This window comes from Salinivibrio proteolyticus (genome assembly GCF_027286365.1).
GTDB classification, from domain to species: Bacteria; Pseudomonadota; Gammaproteobacteria; order Enterobacterales; family Vibrionaceae; genus Salinivibrio; species Salinivibrio proteolyticus.
This window is the reverse complement of the sequence record NZ_CP114585.1, coordinates 178593-201623: the sequence shown is the minus strand read 5'-3', so window position 1 is coordinate 201623 and position 23031 is coordinate 178593. Positions and strand designations below refer to the sequence as shown.

7 protein-coding genes are annotated in these 23031 nt (G+C 51.7%); 6 read left to right on the top strand and 1 reads right to left on the bottom strand.

Annotated features, from left to right (window positions below; genetic code table 11):
- Positions 1-169: 169 nt before the first annotated feature.
- Positions 170-17278, top strand: coding sequence for a VCBS domain-containing protein (locus N7E60_RS14845; protein WP_269598915.1), 17109 nt, complete (start codon positions 170-172; stop codon positions 17276-17278).
- A gap of 117 nt (positions 17279-17395) precedes the next feature.
- Positions 17396-18307 (top strand): mechanosensitive ion channel family protein, encoded by a 912-nt coding sequence (locus tag N7E60_RS14840; protein ID WP_269598914.1) that lies wholly within the window; start codon positions 17396-17398, stop codon positions 18305-18307.
- 58 nt (positions 18308-18365) lie between these two features.
- On the opposite strand, the gene N7E60_RS14835 is transcribed toward N7E60_RS14840, so the two are convergent.
- Positions 18366-19706: a magnesium transporter gene (locus N7E60_RS14835; RefSeq protein ID WP_269598913.1), complete on the bottom strand. Its 1341-nt coding sequence runs from the start codon at positions 19704-19706 to the stop codon at positions 18366-18368.
- Between the two features lie 318 nt (positions 19707-20024).
- On the opposite strand from N7E60_RS14835, the gene N7E60_RS14830 reads away from it, so the two are divergent.
- The 4 genes from N7E60_RS14830 (at position 20025) to msrB (ending at position 22996) form a co-directional block, all read left to right on the top strand.
- The gene (locus N7E60_RS14830; protein WP_077641337.1) at positions 20025-20471 is read left to right on the top strand and encodes an ATP-dependent zinc protease family protein; all 447 of its coding nucleotides are present in this window, start codon (positions 20025-20027) and stop codon (positions 20469-20471) included.
- 13 nt (positions 20472-20484) lie between these two features.
- Entirely contained in the window at positions 20485-21390 is a 906-nt protein-coding gene (rimK, locus tag N7E60_RS14825; RefSeq protein WP_069590396.1) for a 30S ribosomal protein S6--L-glutamate ligase, read from the top strand.
- Positions 21377-22438 (top strand): succinylglutamate desuccinylase/aspartoacylase family protein, encoded by a 1062-nt coding sequence (locus N7E60_RS14820; protein ID WP_269598911.1) that lies wholly within the window; start codon positions 21377-21379, stop codon positions 22436-22438. Before rimK ends, N7E60_RS14820 begins: the two co-directional genes overlap by 14 nt.
- 114 nt (positions 22439-22552) lie before the next feature.
- Positions 22553-22996: a peptide-methionine (R)-S-oxide reductase MsrB gene (gene msrB / locus N7E60_RS14815; protein WP_069590400.1), complete on the top strand. Its 444-nt coding sequence runs from the start codon at positions 22553-22555 to the stop codon at positions 22994-22996.
- The last annotated feature ends 35 nt before the right edge of the window (positions 22997-23031 follow it).

Genomic DNA, 23031 nt, shown 5'->3' with positions numbered 1-23031 from the left:
ACGATGACAGACACGCAAATTTTGCACTTATCTGCAAACTATCAACTATATTTACAGAGGGTATATGTATCGATAATGCGCCAAACTGCACCTAACAGGTTGACAAAAGAATGTAACTCATTCAAAAACAACACGTTGGCACAATGCAGTTACCGAAGGAGCCGACAGCATGGCGACAGAGACACAAGTCACCGAGACACAAGGAACGGTTGCTGCCGTTCAGCCTGACGGCCAAGTGCGTCAAATTGAGGCCAATCAAACGGTTTCGACGGGAGAGCTCGTCACCGCGGTAGGCAACGAGCCCGCCTCGGTGCGCCTTGAGAATGGTGTCGATGCCAACCTCGCCTTATCTGCCTTGCTTGTCGGCGAAGGTGAAGACGATACACTGGTACAAGATTTACCTGAGGATGTGCTTGAAATCATCGAGGCCATCCAACGGGGTGAAGATCCCAATGCGATTGAGGATGCTGCGACCGCAGCCGGTGCAGCGGCCTCAGGGTCTGCCATCACGGCTATGGCGATTATTGAAGCGAACGGCCGTATTGGTGAAATCATTGCGGGTTTCCAAACTGAGGGTATTACCAGCCCCGATGGAGGCATAACCGACGAACAGCTATTTGCTTTAACGGCGTTAAGATTGGCAAGCGCAGATGCAGTATTCCCCGCCGCAGAGACCAATGAAGCGCCGAGTGCCGAGTCGCTGACCTTTAGCACCGATGAAGATCAGCCATTAGTGCTGACGCCCAATCAAATACTGCAGCAAATCAACGATCCAGATGGTGACACTCTCACTATTGTTTCCATCACCAGTGGTAATCCAGATGTCGAAATCGACGAAGATGCGTCTGGCAATATCGTTATCACACCACCGCCCAATTTCAATGGTGACCTTGATCTCACCGTCATTGTTTCTGATGGCCAAGCAGAAACGCCGTCTGATATCACGGTCACTGTGAATCCCGTCAACGATGCTCCTACGCTGCAATTTTCAGCGACAACAGTCACCGAAGATGCGGTCGCGGCAGGCGATACCGTCGGCACCGTGACGGCGGCGGATATAGAGGGTGATGCCCTCACTCTGTCGTTGACTGATGACGGACAAGACTATGTCGAATTGCAGGGCAATAATGTCGTTCTCACTCAGGCAGGCGTAGATGCAATCAATAATGATGCGCTAGATATCGCCTCGCTGACATTTACGGTCACCGCCTCAGACGGCGAAACAAGCACCTCTCAAACCTTCACCTCAGCAGTGGAACGTATTGACGATCCCGCATCCATCACAGGTGATACCTCAGGCACCCTCTCGGAGGGTGAAATCGATGGCTCTGACGGAAGTTTGATAGCCAGAGACTCGGTTTCCGGAACCTTGTCAATTTCCGACTCCGACGATAACCCCACGTGGATCGATAGCGCAGAATCCGGCCAGTATGGTGAGCTTGTCTTCACCAATGGCAACTGGACCTACACCGCAGATAGCGATGCGTTGCAATCTCTTAGCGAAGGTGATGCGGTTTCAGATAATTTCACTGTGACCGCGTCAGACGGCAGTAGCCAAGTGATTTCGATAACTATCACAGGTACAAATGATGATCCTGTGATTAGCGGCCAAACCCTTGGCGATGTGGTCGAAGACAGCATTTTAGAAGCGACAGGATCTCTCAGTATTTCGGATGCAGATGGCAACAATGCGCCGAGCTTTTCCGATGGCGATGTGTCGGGTCAGTATGGTGAGTTATCACTAGTGAATGGTACTTGGACGTATACGCTCGATAATAACAGTAGCGTTATCCAAGGCTTGGATGCCGGCGATCAGGTCACCGACACCATCACCCTGACTGCCTCTGATGGCACCCAGCAAGATATTGTTATCACCATTACGGGGACCGACGATGTACCAGAAGTGAGTGGTGAGTTTGTTGGCTCAGTGACCGAAGGCAACGAAGGTGATGCACCTGTCACTGCCACCGGCACCCTTGCGATCAGTGATGTGGATGACGGCGATAGTCCAACCTTTGCCGATACCACAGAGACCGGCACCTATGGCTCACTAGAGCTGGTGAACGGCAACTGGACTTACACCCTTGATCAATTTGCGGTGCAGAGTTTAGATGCCGGCGATCAGATCACCGATACCATTACCCTGACTGCCTCTGATGGCACAGAGCAAGATATTGTTATCACTATTATGGGGACCGACGATGCGCCAGAAGTAAGCGGTAGCTTTGTTGGCTCGGTCACCGAAGGCAACGAAGGTGATGCACCTGTCACTGCCACCGGCACCCTTGCGATCAATGATGTCGATGACGACGATACACCGATCTTTTCCGATGTCACACAGGCAGGCACCTATGGCTCGCTAGAACTGGTGAACGGCAGTTGGACCTACACGCTAAATCAGAGCTCAGTACAGAATTTAGATGCCGGCGATCAGGTCACCGATACCATTACCCTGACTGCCTCTGATGGCACAGAGCAAGCCATTGTGATCACCATTACTGGTAGCGAAGATGCGCCAGAAGTCACTGGTAGCTTTACTGGATCAGTGACCGAAGGCAATGAAGGTGATGCACCTGTCACTGCGACGGGTACGATTGCAATCACTGATGTCGACGATGGCAATAATCCAACCTTTGCCAATACCACTGAGGCGGGCACCTATGGTTCGCTGGAACTGATCAATGGCAACTGGACGTATACGCTCAATCAAGCCAGCGTGCAGAATTTGGATGCTGGCGATCAGGTCACCGACACCATTACCCTGACGGCCTCTGATGGCACTGAACAAGCCATTGTGATCACCATTACTGGTAGCGAAGATGCGCCTGAAGTCAGTGGTGAGTTTGTTGGTTCGGTCACCGAAGGTGACGTAGGTGATGCGGCCGTGACTGCCACGGGCACCATTGCGATCAGCGATGTCGACGGTGACGATGCACCGACCTTTGCGGACACCACTGAGACTGGTGCTTATGGTTCGTTAGAGCTGGTCGGTGAGAACTGGACTTACACCCTCGATCAATCTGCGGTGCAGAATTTAGATGCCGGCGATCAAGTGACGGACACCATTACCCTGACTGCCTCTGATGGTACTGAGCAAGCTATTGTTATCACGATTACTGGTAGCGAGGATGCCCCAGAAGTGACCGGTAGCTTTGTCGGTTCAGTGACCGAAGGCAATGAAGGCGATGCACCTGTCACTGCAACAGGCACCATTGCGATCAGTGATGTGGATGGCGACGATACACCAACCTTTGCGGACACCACTGAAGCGGGCACCTATGGCTCATTAGAGCTAGTGAACGGCAATTGGACCTACACCCTTGATCAAGACAGCGTACAGAATTTAGACGCTGGCGATCAGGTTACCGACACCATTACCCTGACAGCAAGCGATAACACCCAACTAGATATTGTCATCACCATTACCGGGACAGATGATGACCCTGAAGTCACCGGTGAGTTTGTGGGTTCTGTGACCGAAGGCAATGAAGGCGATGCACCTGTCACTGCCACGGGCACGATTGCGATCAGTGATGTCGACGGCGACGATACACCCACCTTTGCGGACACCACTGAGACAGGCACCTATGGTTCGTTGGAATTGGTGAACGGCAATTGGACTTACACCCTTGTTCAAGCCAGCGTGCAGGATTTGGATGCTGACGAACAGGTTACCGATACCATCACCCTCACCGCCTCTGATGGTACTGAACAAGCCATTGTCATCACCATTACCGGTAGCGAGGACCTACCTGAAGTCACCGGTGAGTTTGTGGGTTCAGTCACCGAGGGCAACGTAGGTGATGCGGCCGTGACTGCCACGGGCACCATTGCGATCACTGATGTCGACGGCGACGATACGCCCACCTTTGCCGATACCATAGAGACCGGCACTTACGGTTCGCTCGAGCTGGTCGATGATGATTGGACGTATACGCTCGACCAGTCTGCGGTACAGAATTTAGATGCTGGCGATCAGGTCACCGACACCATCACTTTGACTGCCTCTGATGGTACTGAGCAAGCTATTGTTATCACGATTACTGGTAGCGAGGATGCACCAGAAGTGACCGGTAGCTTTGTCGGTTCAGTGACAGAAGGTAATGAAGGCGATGAGCCTGTCACCGCAACGGGCACCATTGCGATCAGTGATGTTGATGGCGACGATACGCCCACCTTTGCCGATATCACTGAGATAGGTACCTATGGTTCGCTGGAACTGGTGAACGGCAACTGGACCTACACCCTCGATCAGTCTGCGGTGCAGAATTTGGATGCTGGCGATCAGGTCACCGACACCATTACCCTGACCGCAAGCGATAACACGCAACAAGATATTGTCATCACCATTACCGGTAGCGAGGACCTACCTGAAGTCACCGGTGAGTTTGTGGGTTCCGTGACCGAAGGTAACGTAGGTGATGCGGCCGTGACTGCCACCGGCACCCTTGCGATCAGTGATGTGGATGGCGACGACAATCCAACCTTTGCCGATACCACTGCGTCCGGCACTTATGGCTCGCTCGAGCTGGTGAACGGCAACTGGACTTACACCCTCAACCAAACCAGCGTGCAGGATTTAGATGCTGGCGATCAGGTTACCGATACCATCACTCTCACGGCCTCTGATGGTACACCGCAAGATATTGTCATCACCATTACCGGGACGGATGACGACCCTGTAGTCAGTGGTGAGTTTGTTGGTTCAGTCACTGAGGGCAATGAAGGCGATGCACCTTTCACTGCGACGGGCACCATTGCGATCAATGATGTCGATGGCGACGACAATCCAAGCTTTGCCGATACCACAGCGTCTGGCACTTATGGTTCGCTGGAGCTGGTCGATGGTGATTGGACGTATACGCTCGATCAGTCTGCGGTGCAGAATTTGGATGCCGGCGATCAGGTCACCGATACCATTACTCTCACTGCCTCTGATGGTACTGAGCAAGATATTGTCATCTCTATTACCGGGACAGATGATGCCCCTGAGGTCACCGGTAACTTTACCGGCTCGGTCACCGAAGGCAATGAAGGCGATGCACCTGTCACTGCCACGGGAACCATTGCGATCAGTGATATCGATAGTGGCGATAATCCAACCTTTGGGGATACCACTGAAGCCGGCACCTATGGCTCATTAGAGCTGGTGAACGGCAATTGGACTTACACCCTCGATCAATCTGCGGTGCAGAATTTGGATGCTGGCGATCAGGTCACCGACACCATTACCCTGACAGCAAGCGATAACACCCAACAAGATATTGTCATCACCATTACCGGTAGCGATGACCTACCTGAAGTCAGCGGTGAATTTATTGGTTCCGTGACCGAAGGTAATGTCGGTGATGGCCCAGTCACTGCCACCGGTACCCTTGCGATCAGTGATGTGGATAGCAACGATGCGCCGACTTTTGCCAATACCACAGCGTCTGGCACTTATGGTTCGCTAGAGCTGGTCGATGGCAATTGGACCTATACGCTTGATCAGTCTGCGGTGCAGAACTTGGACGCTGGCGATCAAGTGACCGACACCATTACCCTCACTGCCTCTGATGGCACTGAACAAGCCATTGTGATCACTATTACTGGTAGCGAAGATGCGCCTGAAGTCAGTGGTGAGTTTGTTGGTTCGGTCACCGAAGGCAATGAAGGCGATGCGGCCGTGACTGCCACGGGCACCATTACGATCAGTGATATCGATAGTGGCGATAATCCAACCTTTGGGGATACCACTGCGTCCGGCACTTATGGCTCGCTCGAGCTAGTCGATGGCAGCTGGACCTATACCCTTGATCAGTCTGCCGTGCAGAATTTAGATGCCGGCGATCAGGTCACCGACACCATTACCCTGACAGCAAGCGATAACACCCAACAAGATATTGTCATCACCATTACCGGTAGCGAGGACCTACCTGAAGTCAGCGGTGAATTTATTGGTTCCGTGACCGAAGGTAATGAAGGAGATGCTCCTGTCACTGCCACGGGAACCATTGCGATCAGTGATATCGATAGTGGCGATAATCCAACCTTTGCCGATACCACTGAAACTGGTACTTATGGTTCGCTCGAGCTGGTCGATGGCAACTGGACGTATACGCTTGATCAGTCTGCGGTGCAGAATTTAGATGCCGGTGATCAGGTCACCGATACCATTACTCTCACTGCCTCTGATGGTACTGAGCAAGATATTGTCATCTCTATTACCGGGACAGATGATGCCCCTGAGGTCACCGGTAACTTTACCGGCTCGGTCACCGAAGGCAATGAAGGCGATGCACCTGTCACTGCAACGGGCACCATTACGATCAGTGATATCGATAGTGGCGATAATCCAACCTTTGGGGATACCACTGCGTCCGGCACTTATGGCTCGCTCGAGCTAGTCGATGGCAGCTGGACCTATACCCTTGATCAGTCTGCGGTGCAGAATTTAGATGCCGGCGATCAGGTCACCGACACCATTACCCTGACAGCAAGCGATAACACCCAACAAGATATTGTCATCACCATTACCGGTAGCGAGGACCTACCTGAAGTCAGCGGTGAATTTATTGGTTCCGTGACCGAAGGTAACGTGGGTGATGCTGCGGTCACTGCAAGTGGCACCATTGCGATCAGTGATGTGGATGTCGACGATGCACCCACCTTTGCGGATACCACTGAGACAGGCTCCTATGGCTCACTGGAACTAGTTGGTGAGAACTGGACTTACACCCTCGATCAATCTGCGGTGCAGAATTTAGATGCCGGTGATCAGGTCACCGACACCATCACCCTCACCGCCTCTGATGGCACCGAGCAAGCTATTGTTATCACGATTACTGGTAGCGAGGATGCCCCAGAAGTGACCGGTAGCTTTGTCGGTTCTGTGACCGAAGGCAATGTGGGCGACGCGCCTGTCACTGCCACAGGCACCATTGCGATCAGTGATGTGGATGTCGACGATGCACCCACCTTTGCGGATACCACTGAGACAGGCTCCTATGGCTCACTGGAACTAGTTGGTGAGAACTGGACCTACACCCTCGATCAGTCTGCGGTGCAGAATTTAGATGCCGGTGATCAGGTCACCGACACCATTACCCTCACCGCCTCTGATGGCACCGAGCAAGCTATTGTTATCACGATTACTGGTAGCGAGGATGCCCCAGAAGTGACCGGTAGCTTTGTCGGTTCTGTGACCGAAGGCAATGTGGGCGACGCGCCTGTCACTGCCACAGGCACCATTGCGATCAGTGATGTGGATGGCGACGATGCACCCACCTTTGCGGATACCACTGAGACAGGCTCCTATGGCTCACTGGAACTAGTTGGTGAGAACTGGACCTACACCCTCGATCAATCTGCCGTGCAGAATTTGGATGCCGGCGATCAAGTGACGGATACCATTACCCTGACTGCCTCTGATGGTACTGAGCAAGCTATTGTTATCACTATTACTGGTAGCGAGGATGCCCCAGAAGTGACCGGTAGCTTTGTTGGTTCCGTGACCGAAGGTAACGTGGGCGATGCGCCTGTCACTGCCTCAGGCACCATTGATATCACTGATGTCGACGGTAACGATACACCCACCTTTGCCGATACCACAGCGTCCGGCACTTATGGCTCGCTCGAGCTAGTCGATGGCAATTGGACCTATACGCTTGATCAGTCTGCGGTGCAGAATTTGGATGCCGGCGATCAGGTCACCGACACCATTACCCTGACAGCAAGCGATAACACCCAACAAGATATTGTCATCACCATTACCGGTAGCGAGGACCTACCTGAAGTCAGCGGTGAATTTATTGGTTCCGTGACCGAAGGCAATGAAGGCGACGCGCCTGTCACTGCAACGGGCACCATTGCGATCAGTGATATCGATAGTGGCGATAATCCAACCTTTGGGGATACCACTGCGTCCGGCACTTATGGCTCGCTCGAGCTAGTCGATGGCAGCTGGACCTATACCCTTGATCAGTCTGCCGTGCAGAATTTAGATGCCGGCGATCAGGTCACCGACACCATTACCCTGACAGCAAGCGATAACACCCAACAAGATATTGTCATCACCATTACCGGTAGCGAGGACCTACCTGAAGTCAGCGGTGAATTTATTGGTTCCGTGACCGAAGGTAACGTGGGTGATGCTGCGGTCACTGCAAGTGGCACCATTGCGATCAGTGATATCGACGGTGACGATGCACCGACCTTTGCGGACACCACTGAGACTGGTGCTTATGGTTCGTTAGAGCTGGTCGGTGAGAACTGGACTTACACCCTCGATCAATCTGCGGTGCAGAATTTAGATGCCGGTGATCAGGTCACCGACACCATTACCCTCACCGCCTCTGATGGCACCGAGCAAGCTATTGTTATCACGATTACTGGTAGCGAGGATGCCCCAGAAGTGACCGGTAGCTTTGTCGGTTCTGTGACCGAAGGCAATGTGGGCGACGCGCCTGTCACTGCCACAGGCACCATTGCGATCAGTGATGTGGATGTCGACGATGCACCCACCTTTGCGGATACCACTGAGACAGGCTCCTATGGCTCACTGGAACTAGTTGGTGAGAACTGGACCTACACCCTCGATCAGTCTGCGGTGCAGAATTTAGATGCCGGTGATCAGGTCACCGACACCATTACCCTCACCGCCTCTGATGGCACCGAGCAAGCTATTGTTATCACGATTACTGGTAGCGAGGATGCCCCAGAAGTGACCGGTAGCTTTGTCGGTTCTGTGACCGAAGGCAATGTGGGCGACGCGCCTGTCACTGCCACAGGCACCATTGCGATCAGTGATGTGGATGTCGACGATGCACCCACCTTTGCGGATACCACTGAGACAGGCTCCTATGGCTCACTGGAACTAGTTGGTGAGAACTGGACCTACACCCTCGATCAATCTGCCGTGCAGAATTTGGATGCCGGCGATCAAGTGACGGATACCATTACCCTCACTGCCTCTGATGGCACAGAGCAAGCCATTGTCATCACCATTACCGGTAGCGAGGATACGCCAGAAGTGACCGGTAACTTTGTAGGTTCAGTCACCGAAGGCAACGAAGGCGATGCTGCGGTCACTGCAAGTGGCACCATTGCGATCAATGATGTCGACAGCGACGATACCCCGGCCTTTGCCGATACCACAGAAACGGGGAATTATGGTTCGCTCGAACTGGTGAACGGCAATTGGACCTACACCCTCGATCAAGCCAGCGTGCAGAATTTGGACGCTGGCGATCAAGTTACCGACACCATTACCCTCACCGCCTCTGATGGCACTGAACAAGCTATTGTTATCACGATTACTGGTAGCGAGGACCTACCTGAAGTCACCGGTGAGTTTGTGGGTTCCGTGACCGAAGGTGACGTAGGTGATGCGGCCGTGACTGCCTCCGGTACCCTTGCGATCAGTGATGTCGACGATGGCGATAATCCAACCTTTGCGGATACCTCAGAGACAGGGACTTATGGTTCGCTAGAGCTGGTCGATGGCAATTGGACCTACACCCTCGATCAGTCTGCGGTGCAGAATTTAGATGCCGGCGATCAAGTCACCGATACCATTACCCTGACTGCGAGCGATAACACCCAACAAGATATTGTCATCACTATTACCGGTAGCGAGGACCTACCTGAAGTCACCGGTGAGTTTGTCGGTTCCGTGACCGAAGGCAACGAAGGCGATGCTGCGGTCACTGCAAGTGGCACCATTGCGATCAATGATGTCGACGGTGACGATACCCCGGCCTTTGCCAATACTACAGCGTCTGGCACTTATGGTTCACTCGAGCTGGTCGATGGCAGCTGGACGTATACCCTCGATCAGTCTGCGGTGCAGAACTTGGACGCTGGCGATCAAGTTACGGATACTATCACCCTCACCGCAAGCGATAACACGCAACAAGATATTGTCATCACCATTACCGGTAGCGAGGACCTACCTGAAGTCACCGGTGAGTTTGTGGGTTCCGTCACCGAAGGTAACGTAGGTGATGCGGCCGTGACTGCCACGGGCACCCTTGCGATCAGTGATGTGGATGGCGACGATAACCCTACCTTTGCCAATACCACAGAAACGGGTACTTATGGTTCGCTCGAGCTACTCGATGGCAACTGGACGTATACGCTTGATCAATCTGCGGTGCAAGATTTAGATGCCGGCGATCAGGTCACCGATACCATCACCCTCACTGCCTCTGATGGCACTGAACAAGCCATTGTCATCACTATTACCGGGACAGATGACGACCCTGAAGTCACCGGTGAGTTTGTGGGTTCCGTGACCGAAGGTGACGTAGGTGATGCGGCCGTGACTGCCTCCGGTACCCTTGCGATCAGTGATGTCGACGATGGCGATAATCCAACCTTTGCGGATACCTCAGAGACAGGGACTTATGGTTCGCTAGAGCTGGTCGATGGCAATTGGACCTACACCCTCGATCAGTCTGCGGTGCAGAATTTAGATGCCGGCGATCAGGTCACCGACACCATTACCCTGACAGCAAGCGATAACACGCAACAAGATATTGTTATCACCATTACAGGGGCGGATGACGACCCTGAAGTCACCGGTGAGTTTGTGGGTTCCGTGACCGAAGGTGACGTAGGTGATGCGGCCGTGACTGCCTCCGGCACCATTGCGATCACTGATGTCGACGGCGACGATACGCCCACCTTCGCCGATACCACAGAAACGGGTAGTTATGGTTCACTCGAGCTGGTCAATGGAAGCTGGACTTACACCCTTGATCAGTCTGCCGTGCAGAATTTAGATGCCGGCGATCAGATCACAGACACCATCACCCTCACCGCCTCTGATGGTACTGAGCAAGATATTGTTATCACCATTACCGGGACGGATGACGACCCTGTAGTCAGTGGTGAGTTTGTGGGTTCCGTCACCGAAGGTAACGTAGGTGATGCGGCCGTGACTGCCACGGGCACCCTTGCGATCAGTGATGTGGATGGCGACGATAACCCTACCTTTGCCAATACCACAGAAACGGGTACTTATGGTTCGCTCGAGCTACTCGATGGCAACTGGACGTATACGCTTGATCAATCTGCGGTGCAAGATTTAGATGCCGGCGATCAGGTCACCGACACCATCACTCTCACTGCCTCTGATGGCACCGAGCAAGATATTGTTATCACGATTACTGGTAGCGAGGATGCGCCAGAAGTCAGTGGTGAGTTTGTTGGTTCGGTCACCGAAGGCAATGTGGGCGATGCGGCTGTCACCGCGACGGGCACTATTGCGATCAGTGACATCGACGGCGACGATACACCCACCTTTACCGATACCACTGAGACTGGTGCTTATGGTTCGTTAGAGTTGGTCGATGGAAGCTGGACTTACACCCTTGATCAGTCTGCCGTGCAGCATTTAGATGCTGGCGATCAGGTTACCGATACTATCACCCTGACTGCGAGCGATAACACGCAACAAGATATTGTCATCACCATTACCGGGACGGATGACGACCCTGAAGTTATCGGTGAGTTTGTGGGTTCCGTCACCGAAGGTAATGAAGGTGATGCGCCTGTCACCGCGACGGGCACCATTGCGATCAGTGATGTTGACACCGACGATGCGCCTACCTTTGCCGATGTCACACAAGCGGGTACATATGGTTCGCTAGAGCTAGTCGATGGTGATTGGACGTATACGCTCGATCAGTCTGCGGTGCAGAATTTAGACGACGGTGATCAGGTCACCGATACCATCACCCTCATCGCAAGCGATAACACCCAACAAGATATTGTGATCACGATTACTGGTAGCGAGGATGCGCCAGAAGTCAGTGGTGAGTTTGTGGGTTCGGTCACCGAAGGTAATGTCGGTGATGCGCCTGTCACCGCGACGGGGACGATTGCGATCAGTGATGTTGATGGTGACGATGCTCCGAGCTTTGCCAATACCACAGAGACAGGTACCTATGGTTCGCTGGAATTGGTCAACGGCAATTGGACCTATACGCTTGATCAAGCAAGTGTGCAGAATTTAGACGACGGTGATCAGGTCACCGATACCATCACCCTCATCGCAAGCGATAACACCCAACAAGATATTGTGATCACGATTACTGGTAGCGAAGATGCGCCTGAAGTCAGTGGTGAGTTTGTCGGTTCCGTGACCGAAGGTAATGAAGGCGATGCACCTGTCACTGCCACAGGCACCATTGCAATCAGTGATGTTGATGGCGACGATACACCCACCTTTGCCGATACCACAGAGACAGGTACCTATGGTTCGCTGGAATTGGTCAACGGCAATTGGACCTACACCCTCGATCAGTCTGCCGTGCAGAATTTAGATGCCGGCGATCAGGTCACCGACACCATTACCCTGACAGCAAGCGATAACACCCAACAAGATATTGTCATCACCATTACTGGTAGTGAGGATACGCCAGAAGTGACCGGTAGCTTTATCGGTTCCGTGACCGAAGGCAATGTGGGCGATGCGCCTGTGACTGCAAGTGGCACACTTTCAATCAGTGACGTTGATGGCGACGATAATCCCACCTTTGCCAATACTACAGAGACCGGTACCTATGGCTCGCTAGAGCTGGTCGATGGTGATTGGACGTATACGCTTGATCAAGACAGCGTGCAGGATTTAGATGCTGGCGATCAAGTGACCGACACCATTACTCTCACCGCCTCTGATGGTACTGAACAAGCTATTGTCATAACCATTACTGGTAGCGAAGATGCGCCTGAAGTCAGTGGTGAGTTTGTCGGTTCCGTGACCGAAGGTAATGAAGGCGATGCACCTGTCACTGCCACAGGCACCATTGCAATCAGTGATGTTGATGGCGACGATACACCCACCTTTGCCGATACCACAGAGACAGGTACCTATGGTTCGCTGGAATTGGTCAACGGCAATTGGACCTATACGCTTGATCAAGACAGCGTGCAGGATTTAGATGCTGGCGATCAAGTGACCGACACCATTACTCTCACCGCCTCTGATGGTACTGAACAAGCTATTGTCATAACCATTACTGGTAGCGAAGATGCGCCTGAAGTCAGTGGTGAGTTTATCGGTTCAGTGACCGAAGGTGATGTGGGCGATGCGCCTGTCACCGCCACCGGCACCATTGCGATCAGTGATGTCGACGGCGACGATACGCCCACCTTTGCCGATACCACTGAGGCAGGGACTTATGGTTCGCTCGAGCTGGTCGATGGCAACTGGACGTATACGCTTGATCAATCTGCCGTGCAGAGTTTAGACGCTGGCGATCAAGTTACCGACACTATCACATTAACGGCTACTAACGGTGTACAACAGGATATTGATATCACCATTACCGGTACCAATGACGCCCCCATATTGACTCAAGCCGTTTCAACACAAACTCTGCAAGAGGATTTTGTTAGCTATGCCATTGATCTAAATACAGTATTTTCGGACGTCGACAGCAATGATACGTTAAGCTTTGATGTAGCGAATGTGCCTAGTGGGGTCTCTGTTTCTATTGATGCGAATGGTATCGCAACCATTTCATCGGTCGCTGATTGGAGTGGTACAGAGACGGTGAGCTTTCGTGCCACCGATACCCAAAATGCGAGCCTGACCCATGATGTCATCTTCAACATCGAAGGGGTCGCTACTGCGCCTACCCTCACAGTCAGCCGTGGCGATCAATCACTGACTTATATCGACAGCGCTGGACAAATCTCCGCCACTGATCCCGGAGCGGGCGGGTCTCGAGCCATTCTTTCGCCCTTAACAATCTCCGGCACCGCTAATGAAACGGGTGAAACACTCACCTATAGAATCGGCGGTTTACCGGATGATGCAGTATTATCAGCAGGAACCAAAGAGGCAAGCAGCGGCGATTGGCTGCTCACGGACGCGCAACTGAGTGGTCTTAGTCTCGCCTCTCCTGCCGATATTACTGGCATTACGCTATCGATTACCGCTATCAGTACCGACGGCACAGATCAGGCATCAACCACCGTGACGTTGAATTTAGAAAATGACAGCTTTGCGCTGACCGAAGGGCAAACCAGCAGCATTGCCAGTGTCGACGGATTGATTAGCAACGATACAGACACACAGGCCACTGTCACCCGCGTTGCCACCAATGCCAGCCAAGGAGAAAATGGTAACAGTGAAATTGTGATCGGCCCTGCCACCATCGCCACCGCATTGGGTGGCAGTGTGACCGTCAATGCCGATGGCAGTTTTACCTATACTGCACCGGCGGTGAATCATGCAGGCGGCGGTCAAGTCTATGACAGCTTCTCCTACCAGAGTAGCGAGAATAGCGAGTGGACAACCGTGACCTTTGATGTGAGCGACTCCGCGCCGGTTGCCCATGATGATAGTGATAGTGTGGCCTCTGGTGCCTCGACAGGCGGTAACGTTATTACTGCTGGCGATGGTGCTGATACCCTTGGGGCGGATACCACCACGGTGAGCGCGGTCAGCTTTAACGGCACCACCTATGCGGTTAACGGCAGTACTGTGATTGCCACATCGCAAGGGCAATTAACCATACAACCTGACGGCAGCTACCTATATCAATCATCCGTGCCATCGACGACCGATGCCAGCACCTTGGATGATGAGATATTCACCTATACCCTCACCGACAGCGATGGTGATACCAGTCAGGCGCAGCTCACACTTGGTCATGACAACAATACCCAGTTAAACGCCGATATCGCTTCAGTCAGCGAGCAAGGGTTGGTGAGAGACGATAATAGTCACACTACTCAAGGTAACCTGTTGGATAATGATACGGGGATTGGCGTCAATGTTAACCTCTATCAAGTTAATGGGCAGAGTTTTGGCAGTGATGGGGTTTTAACCCTCACCACAGCTAGTGGCACCCTGACTATTTATAACGAAAACAACAACCAAGGGTATCGTGCGGGTGACTATACCTATACACTCAATAATGCCACCAGTGGTGATAACGTGAGCGAAGCCTTCACCTACACCACCTATGATCCGACGGCGTCTACCACGTATCGCTCATCAACGTTAACCATCAACGTCCAAGATGATACGCCGACATCAGACAACATCGAAAGTGCCTTGTACGCCACGGCAGAGAGTAGTTCGACCTTTAACCTGATTCTTACCGTTGACCTTTCGGGCAGTATGGCCGATCCGGTCGATCCAAATGATCCAAACTCACCGACTCGAATGGAAGTAACCAAAGCCGCACTGAAATCTATGGTGGAGGAATACGACAAGCTCGGCGATCTCAACATCCAAATTGTGTCATTTTCGAGTGAAGCCCAGTCTTCAGGTTGGATGCTTAACGATATCGGCAGCGCATTAGACGCAATCGAGGGCCTGTATGCCGGTGGCGGGACCCGATACGATAATGCGCTTAACGAGATCATCAATACTGTCGATACCTCAGGGCTGACTGCGGATAAAACCATCTCTTATTTTATCTCGGATGGGATGCCCAATGATGACTTTGAAAACAACAGCAGTCTGCAAAACGCATGGCAAAACTATGTGAGTACGCAAGGTATTGACGAGTCCTTCAGTGTCGGGGTTGGAGACGGTATTACAACATCGCCACTAACTCCCATCGCGGCAAGTAGTTCGGGAAGTACCAGTGACAACGTATTGCTGGTCACCGATGAAAATGAACTCGCCTACTCGCTGCTACAAACCATTGAAAGCGGACAAGTGTCAGGCGGCCTCGTGCTGATGGATGATGACGGCAATACTGTTTCCTTATTCGGGGCTGACGGTGGTTATATCTCTGCGCTCACCCTAGATGGACAAACGTACAACTATGATCCGGCGACTGACAGCGCACAGCAGACCTTTGAAACCGAAAAAGGTGGTATCCTCACTATCAACTTTGATACCGGCGAGTACGACTATCGCGTGGCGGTCGACAGAGATATTCTCAACGAGCAAGAGCAAATCGCACTAACGCTTACCGACAACGATGGCGATACCAGTAACGTCAATGTCGCCATTAACCTCTACTACGAGGCGCGGCTTGATGCCAATCACGATATAGTGATTACCAATATTCACGATGGTAGTCCGATCGTCATTCCCGGTTTGGCCTTAACCCATAACGATATTCCATCGATGGGCAGCACAATTACAGCCACCGGTAACGCGGTACAAGGGTCGGTAGCTGGCACGGATGACATCATCTTCACGCCCGATAGTGCAATGAGTCCGCAAACCTTCCTTGATCCAATCGGTAACGATTCCGAGTTTATTGCTGAATCCGAACTGGGCGATTTCGCCAACTCGTTTGCACAGGCACAGAGCCTAGACCGTGGTAAGTTCGGGACCATGACACAGGAGGTATGGGCGCATATTGATGCCGGCAACTATGGTGCCAACGCAGCTCTGACAGGTACGGTCCAAAACGGCACCGACAGTGATATGACAAAAATGGATCTCTACCAAAACGAGACCTTACTTTTTGATGATGATCGGTGGTGGAATGACCTCAGCGTTAGGGTTTATGACCAAAACCAACAGCTGCTGGATACTCTCAATCCAGATACTGGCAGCAATAGCTTTACCGCCGGTCAACAAGGCACTTATTACTTTGAGATCGTTTCCAACAATACATTAAATACGACTGAGGACTACGAGATTTATCTTACTTTGGATAGCTCTAACGCGGTATTACCAGAGCCTGAACATCAATTTGAATACACCACCTCTAACGGCAGTTATGTGGACAGTGCATTGGTCGATATTATTGCCATTGATGACCAAACACTGGAAGGCGGCTATCAAAGTGAAATCCTCGCCGCCGGTACAGGTGACGATACCCTGATCGGTAACGAGGGAGATGATAGCTTACTCGGGAACCACGGCGATGATACCCTTGATGGCGGGCTTGGGGATGACCTGCTGATTGGCGGTAAAGGTGACGATACGCTGACTGGCGGGCTTGGGTCGGACACCTTCGCCTTTTTGAGCGGTGACCAAGGCTCTGTCGGCGCAGAAGCGGTCGATCGCATTACGGACTTTGATGTGCAAAAAGACACTCTCGATCTCTCCGAGCTGCTGATTGATGAAGACCAAGCCGGTGCAAGCCTTGAAGACTATCTAACCCTTGAGGACAACGATCAAGGTGAAGCCACCTTATACATTGCCTCTGCGGGCGATAATCAAATCGACCAGCACGTGGTGTTCGAGAACCTCAGTGTGGCAGATATGGCCGCAGCCTACGAGATTGATATTAGTGGCCTGAGTAGCCAAGAGCTCAGCGCTTCCGTGATTGATGCCATGATCCAACAAAGCAAATTGATGACAGATTAGCACCCACCTCACACGCCGATACCTCGTCCTGAGGTATCGACAACTTTACGTTTTATTTTTATCGCCAACGGGGCAGAATAGCGCCAAAGCTCGGGAAATAAACAATAGGGAGCAACTTTGTTATCTGAGTTAAAGAGTATTGCCCAACTGTTGGTCGACAACAAGCTACTGACCACCATCGGCGTCATTGTTGTTGTGAGCGTTATTCGCCGCCTGATCCTACGTCATATTCGCGGTGACAGTAACTTTCTCAGTGAAGATCAACGTAAGTGGATATCTCGCACTAAAAATGGGGCGTTTAGCTTACTGTTACTGTTTTTATTTTTATTCTGGAACACGGAAATTAGCGAGTTTGCCCTCTCACTGACTGCCATCGCAGTGGCCGTCGTGGTGGCATCGAAAGAAATTATCTTGTGCTTTACCGGCTCCATTCAACGCGCCAGCTCTCGATCATTTCGAATCGGGGATTGGATTGAGGTGGGTAACTCACGCGGCGAAGTGATCGAGCATAATTTGATGGCGACCAAAATTCAAGAAATTGACACCCACCATGGGCACTATTGCTACACCGGAAAAACCGCGACATTACCAAATAGTCTGTTTTTCTCTACCACAGTGAAAAATCTCAATTTTATGAAGCGCTATGTCTATCATCATTTTCACTTGGTGATCCGTGGCGATATTAATTTGTATCCCCATATTCCCGCGCTGCTGGCACGTATTGACGATCATAGCGAGGATTTTCTTGATGTCGCTCGACGTTATAACCATGTGATTGAACGTCATGCGGGTGTCGATTTACCTGGTCCAGAGCCCCACGTTTATTTGTCTCATGCCGACACCGGCGAACAGCATGTTCACGTCCGCCTGTTCTGTCCGACCGAACGCGCCGCCGAGCTCGAACAATTAATACGGGAAGACATTATGACGCTTTATTGCGAAAAACTGCTCCCTGCCGCTGACGGAAAACGGCCAGAGAGCGCCGACGCTGCTGCGTCAGATCCTCCCGCACCACCAGCAAACTCATAACAAAAAGCGCTCGTCGTTACGGCGAGCGCTTTTCAATCCCTGCTTTCTTGGTAAAGGTTTACAGCAAAAACAAGGTTCCTAACCCAAGGAAGGCAACAAAACCAACAATATCCGTCACCGTGGTTAGAATGACCGATCCTGAAAGCGCCGGATCAATTTTAAGCTTATCGAGAATGACCGGAAGAAAGATACCCGCCAAGGCGGCACTGATAATATTGGCAACAATAGCAGCACCAATCACCATACCTAGTCCCCAGCTGTTAAACCAGTAACCGGCGATCAAACCAATCACTATCGCCCAAAGCACACCATTTAGTAACCCCACTTGCAGCTCTTTGTTCAATAGCGGCCTTAAGTTACTTTTAGATATTTGTCCTAATGCTAAGCCTCGCACAATCAGGGTTAGCGTCTGGCTTCCGGCGATCCCACCCATTGACGCCACCACGGGCATTAATACCGCCAGCGCGACCACTTGTTGCAGTGTCGCTTCAAACAAACCAATAAACCAAGAAGCAAGAAAAGCCGTCATTAGATTAATGCCAAGCCACAGTGCACGATTGCGCGCGCTTCTCATCACCGGAGAGAATAAATCTTCATCTTCATCCAAACCCGCCGTCGCCATAATTTGTGCTTCAGCTCGCTCGGCTTGCATTTCATACGCAGTACCGAGATCAAGCCGGCCAATCAACATCCCACCATCGTCTAGCACCGGTAAGGCAACTTCCTCACTGCTAGCAACCTTATCGGCACTCACATAAATATCCTCGCGAGCATTGAGACTCGGGAATTGTTCGCGCACCAACTCACTGATTTTTAATACGCCATCGGCCCCAAAGAGTTTGTGAATCGGCACCGCACCGACCCATACGCCACGGCTATCAACCACGAACACATGATCACAGTATTTCGGCATCACACGGCGCAATAAACGCAACACGACATTCACTTTTGTTTTGGCGGGTACCACTAATGGTTGATGATCACACCAGTGCCCCACCTCGCTATCTGCATATTGCTGAGCGGAGGCATAACGTTGCTTTTGCTCCGTATCCATGCGCCCCAATGCTTCTTCCAGCAAAGGTTCGGTGAGCACATCTTGCAGCTCCAGCAAGGTGTCGGCATCCAGTTCCGCAAACAAGTCATGCAGGCGAACCTCATCCACTGCGCGAATAATCGCTTCACTCGCATCAGCACGCATTTCCGCCAACACCGGCAGCTGTATTGCAGGCGATAATTGCTCCCAAAAACTCACACGATCAGTAACGGGCAAAGACTCAAGTAATAGAGCGAGGTCATCAAGACTGTGGGCTTGCTCGATCTCTTGTGCCACTTCGGGCGTTCCCTCATCAACTTTTGAGAGCAAATCCTCAATTACTTCTTGTCTATCACTGTTTTGCATGGTATTTCCTTCATGAAACTTTTCGTGTGCTCTCTGACGCCATCACGGCGTATTTAGCGACTATTATTTCGTCGCCCTGCCCAGAGATGCCATGACGTTGCCACGACGAATCCCAGACTCTCTCGTATTGCCGCAAAGCGGTAAGTGCGCGCATCCGCGTGCACCTCATACTGCTGACACTACGATAAGATCTGCGTCAATGCGTAGTAAATGTATGCGATGGTTATCACACATCATCGCTTATTTTTCAGATTCTTACCACGAGTAATCGTAATCCCTTCTACGGTAGAGGAAGGGACTTTGTTATAGCGGATCAAAATGAACACTGTGCAACACAAAACACCTAAAGTCAGCGTCGGCTGGCGAGAGTGGGTCGCCCTCCCCGACCTAGGTATTGCTAGGGTGAAAGCCAAAATTGATACCGGAGCACGGACTTCTTGCCTGCATACGTTTAAGATCGAAGAATTCGACCAAAACGGAGAAGCTTGGGTTCGCTTTTGGGTTCACCCTCACCAAGGTGACGATGAAACACACGTCCAAGCTGAAGCCAAAGTGGTAGCCAGACGCGTTGTTCGCGACTCGGGAGGTCATGAACAGCTTAGGTATGTCATACAAACCACACTTCAAGCGGGTACATTACGCTACCCGATAGAAATGACACTAACGGCAAGAGACAACATGCGTTTTCGCATGCTACTCGGCCGCACAGCCATGGCGGGACAAATGACCGTCGATCCCATGCACTCTTTTTTGCTCGGTAAGTAGGAGCGGTTAAACCATGAAAATAGGCATTCTGTCGCGTAACAAAAATCTTTATTCTACGCGTCGCCTGATAGAAGCCTGCGAACAACGCGGTCACGAATATAAAATCATTGATGCGCTACGCTGCTACATGAGCATCAACTCAACGCAACCGATGATTCATTTAGCCGGTGAGGAGCTATCAGGATTCGACGCTATCGTACCTCGAATTGGTGCATCCGTTACTTTTTATGGCTGCGCGGTACTACGCCAATTCGAAATGATGGGCGTATTCCCCGTCAATGAGTCGGTTGCCATTAGTCGTTCTCGCGATAAATTACGCTCAATGCAATTGTTGTCACGTAAAGGGATCGGCATGCCTCATACTGGGTTTGCCAGTAAGCCCGGTGATATTGCTGACTTGCTGACTATGGTGGGTGGCACGCCCGTGGTGGTCAAGCTGTTGGAGGGAACCCAAGGTATTGGCGTCGTGCTCGCTGAAACTAAAAAAGCCGCAGAAAGTGTGATTGAAGCCTTTATGGGCTTAAAAGCGGATATTTTGGTACAAGAGTACATTAAAGAGTCTAGCGGCGCCGATATTCGCTGCTTTGTGATTGGTGATAAGGTGATTGCCGCGATGAAGCGTCAAGCACAACCGGGCGAGTTTCGCTCTAACCTGCACCGTGGCGGGACGGCAAGCCTTGTCCGTATTACGCCAGCCGAGCGTCGAACCGCGATCGCGGCCGCGAAAGCCATGGGACTTAACGTGGCAGGGGTTGATCTTCTTCGCTCCGAGCGCGGGCCCCTTGTGATGGAAGTCAACTCTTCTCCTGGGCTAGAAGGCATTGAAAAAGCAACAGGAAAAGATGTCGCGGGCATGATCGTCGAGTATATTGAAAAGACGGCTAAACCCCAAAGGACACGCACACGTGGCAAGGGCTAAAAAAAACAATGCCATCGATATCGGTGGCGAAACAATCCAAGCTGGCGAGCATGCCAGCTTGGAACTGGAAATGGCGCGCCTATACACTCACGCGCCATTAAATGTCAGCATTGAAGTGTTAAACGGCAAGTTAGAGGGTCCTATTCTGCTTGTTTGCGCCGCCATTCATGGCGACGAGCTCAATGGGATTGAAATTGTTCGTCAAATATTAGCCAAAGTCGATACCGAAAAGCTTCGTGGCACCTTGATTGCTATTCCCGTCGTCAATGTCTTTGGCTTTATTCACAAGTCCCGCTATCTACCCGATCGACGCGACTTAAACCGCTCTTTCCCCGGCTCCGAGCGTGGCTCCATTGCCGGGCGTATGGCATATCAATTATTTAATGAAGTGATCAGTCAGTGTACGCACGTCATTGATCTTCATACCGCAGCGATTCATCGCACCAATCTACCTCAAATCCGCGCCAATCTTGATAATGAAGGAGCGGCAGAGATGGCGAAAGCCTTTGCAGCTCCCGTAATGGTTGATGCCGCCTTACGTGATGGTTCTCTCCGTGCCGAAGCAGAAGCGATCGGTATTCCAGTCATTACCTACGAGGCAGGGGAAGCGCTGCGATTTGAACCTTACGCTATTAATGCAGGCGTGCGGGGTGTCATTCGAGTGATGCGTCATTTGGGGATGCTACGTCAATCTCGGCGCGCACTGCCCTATCAACCCGTCACAGCACGTGCAACGAGATGGGTGCGCGCTGAAGCTGATGGGATTTTTCGTAGTCATATTGCGCTGGGTGAACGAGTTACTAAGGGACAAATACTCGGTATCATCAGCGACCCTGCTGGCAGCACTGAAGTGGAAATCAAAGCCTCGCAAAGCGGTATTTTGATTGGCCAACAAACTCTCCCTGTTGTCAATGAAGGGGATGCGGTCTTTCATATTGCCTTTTTCTCGCAATCTGACGAACTGATTGAGCAACACTTAGAGGGCTATTTAGATCAAGTGCGAGACGATCAAGACGATGAATTACGATGGGGTATCGGCACACTTTAACTTTGATCTTAAAGGCGAATCATCACCGTACTACTTGCATCGCGCACTCAGATTCATAACACTACGCGTTTTTGTAGCACGGGCAGTTGCCCGCCACACAAGAGGATCGACATCATGCTGACATGGCAAGAGATCGTCACACGAAGCGAACAAGGTAATGTGGCGCCGCGCCAGCGGGTGGAAAAATCAGATCAACAATGGCAGTCACAGCTCAGCGACGAGCAATATCGCGTTACGCGTCAAAAGGGCACTGAACGTGCTTTTAGCTCGGGCATGTGTACCTTGTTTGAACCAGGCCTATACGGCTGCGTTTGTTGCGGCACACTGTTGTTTGATGCGAATGAGAAGTTTGACTCTGGTACCGGCTGGCCTTCATTCACACAACCGGCCGAAGATAGCGCCATCGCATACCATAAAGATACCAGTCACGGGATGACGCGCATTGAAACCACCTGTGCTAGCTGTGATGCTCATCTGGGACATGTGTTTCCCGATGGTCCCCCACCGACTGGATTACGTTTTTGTATGAACGCCGTCGCGTTAAAGAAATTAGATTAACCCACCTCTCTTCAGGTTGCCGAGCCGGTGCATGC